The organism is Methylibium sp. (genome assembly GCF_031393925.1).
Taxonomy (GTDB): domain Bacteria; phylum Pseudomonadota; class Gammaproteobacteria; order Burkholderiales; family Burkholderiaceae_C; genus Methylibium.
The window spans coordinates 1-2,041 of the sequence record NZ_JANMWL010000069.1 but is presented as its reverse complement, the minus strand read 5'-3'; the positions used below and the strand labels follow the sequence as shown (position 1 = coordinate 2,041).

Below are 2,041 nucleotides of genomic sequence, written 5' to 3'. Positions count from 1 at the left end.
TCGAGCGATGATGAACGCTGACCCTCGGGAACTCGCCAAGTTCGGTGATCTGGCTCACCGGTGGTGGGATCCGGACAGCGAATTTCGGCCGCTTCACCAGATCAACCCTTTGCGACTGGAGTGGATCGTCCGCATGGCCGGGAGCTTGTACGGCAGGCGTGCGCTCGACGTGGGCTGCGGCGGAGGCATCCTCGCCGATGCGATGGCTCGGCAAGGCGCCGACGTATTGGGCATCGACCTGGCGAGCAAGGCGCTCAAGGTGGCGCAGTTGCACGCCCTCGAGGCGAGCACGCCCTCGATTGAATACCGCGAGATCGCGGTCGAAGCGCTCGCTGCGCAGCAGCCCGAGAGTTTCGATGTCGTGACTTGCATGGAGATGCTCGAGCATGTGCCCGATCCGGCATCGATCGTGCGCGCGTGTGCGGTGCTGGCCAAGCCGGGAGGCTCGGTGTTTTTCTCAACGCTCAACCGTAATCCGAAATCCTTCATGTTCGCGATCGTCGGTGCCGAATACCTACTCAGGCTCCTGCCGCGCGGCACGCATGAGTACGCGCGCTTCATCCGCCCGAGCGAATTGGCCCGCGCCTGCCGTGAGGCCGGGCTCGACGTGCAGGCAACGCGTGGACTGAAATACAACCCCATCACCGGCCGTTACTCGATGAGCGACAACACCAGCGTGAACTACCTGTTTGCTTGCCGCAAGCCGGGGTCGGGCGCATGAGGCGCGCAGGGCCGCACCGAGGGCGAGTGCTTCCGCTTGACGCGAAGGCGCGTGCCAAGTGCGAAGCAGTGAGCCGCAACGCTAGCGTCGAGTTTCATGGGTCCGCGCCCGACGCCCATCGAGCAGGCTCGAGCCTGACCGCGCGGCGCGCCGCGGCGAGGCCGAGATGCTCATGACAGCGCGCTATCGCGTGCGCGCGGTCCTGTTCGATCTCGACGGCACGCTCGCCGATACCGCTCCCGACCTGGGTGGCGCGGTCAATCGCCTGCGCGCCCGGCGCGACCTGCCGCCATTGCCGATCGCCACTTTGCGGCCAGTGGCTTCGTCGGGCGCACGCGGCATGCTCGGTGTGGGCTTCGGCATGAAGCCCGGCGAGCCGGGTTACGACGCGCTACGCGATGAGTTTCTGGCCGAATACGAAGCTGCGCTCGACGTCGATTCGCGGCTCTTCGAAGGCGTTGCCGACTGCCTCGCGGCGCTGCATTCCCGCGGTTTGCGTTGGGGCATCGTTACCAACAAGGCGAGCCGATTCACCGCGCCAGTCGTTGCGGGTCTGGGTCTCGCAGCAAAGGCTGCCGTGGTGATCGCGGGCGACACCACGCCGCACGCCAAGCCGCACCCGGCGCCGTTGCTCGAGGCGTGCGCGCGCCTGGGCATCGCGCCCGCCGACGCGGTGTACGTTGGCGATGACCTGCGCGACATCCAGGCGGCGCATGCGGCCGGCATGCCGGCCATTGCCGCCGGCTGGGGCTATCTCGGCGAAGCGCAAGACGTGCTTTCGTGGCGGGCCGACGCGGTGATCGCCACGCCTTTGGATCTGCTGGCGCTGCTCGAGTCGGATTGAACGCGCACCGATCGAAGGCTGCCTGCGCGTGCTGTGGCCTGCACGAGCGCGGCGCCGACAAGGTCTTGAAGCGACGCCGCAGTGCCCCACCTACAATGCCGTTAGGGGCCGACCTGGTTTCGACGTGGGTACGGAATCGGAGTGGTGCATGCCGAGCATCAGTGAGCTCGTAAATCCAGCTGAAACAAACCAACTGCGAACGACGAACGTTTCGCCCTCGCCGCTTAAACACCGGTGAGCCTCTCAACGGCAGGCCGATGGGCCGGGCCTAAGCCGCAAGGCGAAAGGCTGAGAGGTCATTCACATCGGCTGGTTGCTCGCTGTGTCACACAGCATTCAACGAGACTTAGTGACTGGCGCTGTCCGTAGCGTGCTTCTGCGCGACGGCAGCGTGAGATTCAAATCAGCAAGCTAAGCATGTAGATCTACCCGGTGATGGCTTGCGGACGGGGGTTCGATTCCCCCCGGCTCCACCA

The 2,041-nt window shown here is 65.7% G+C and carries 2 protein-coding genes and 1 other RNA gene; all 3 read left to right on the top strand.

Going from position 1 to position 2,041, the window contains the following annotated elements:
* Window positions 1–7 precede the first annotated feature (7 nt).
* The 3 genes from ubiG to ssrA all read left to right on the top strand — a co-directional run bounded on the left by ubiG (window position 8) and on the right by ssrA (window position 2,041).
* Entirely contained in the window at window positions 8–721 is a 714-nt protein-coding gene (gene ubiG / locus RMO12_RS04415) for a bifunctional 2-polyprenyl-6-hydroxyphenol methylase/3-demethylubiquinol 3-O-methyltransferase UbiG (protein ID WP_309638354.1), read from the top strand.
* A 172-nt stretch (window positions 722–893) separates the two neighbouring features.
* Window positions 894–1,565 (top strand): phosphoglycolate phosphatase, encoded by a 672-nt coding sequence (gene gph / locus RMO12_RS04410; RefSeq protein WP_309638353.1) that lies wholly within the window; start codon window positions 894–896, stop codon window positions 1,563–1,565.
* Window positions 1,566–1,669: 104 nt separating this feature from the next.
* Window positions 1,670–2,041, top strand: a transfer-messenger RNA (tmRNA) gene (gene ssrA / locus RMO12_RS04405).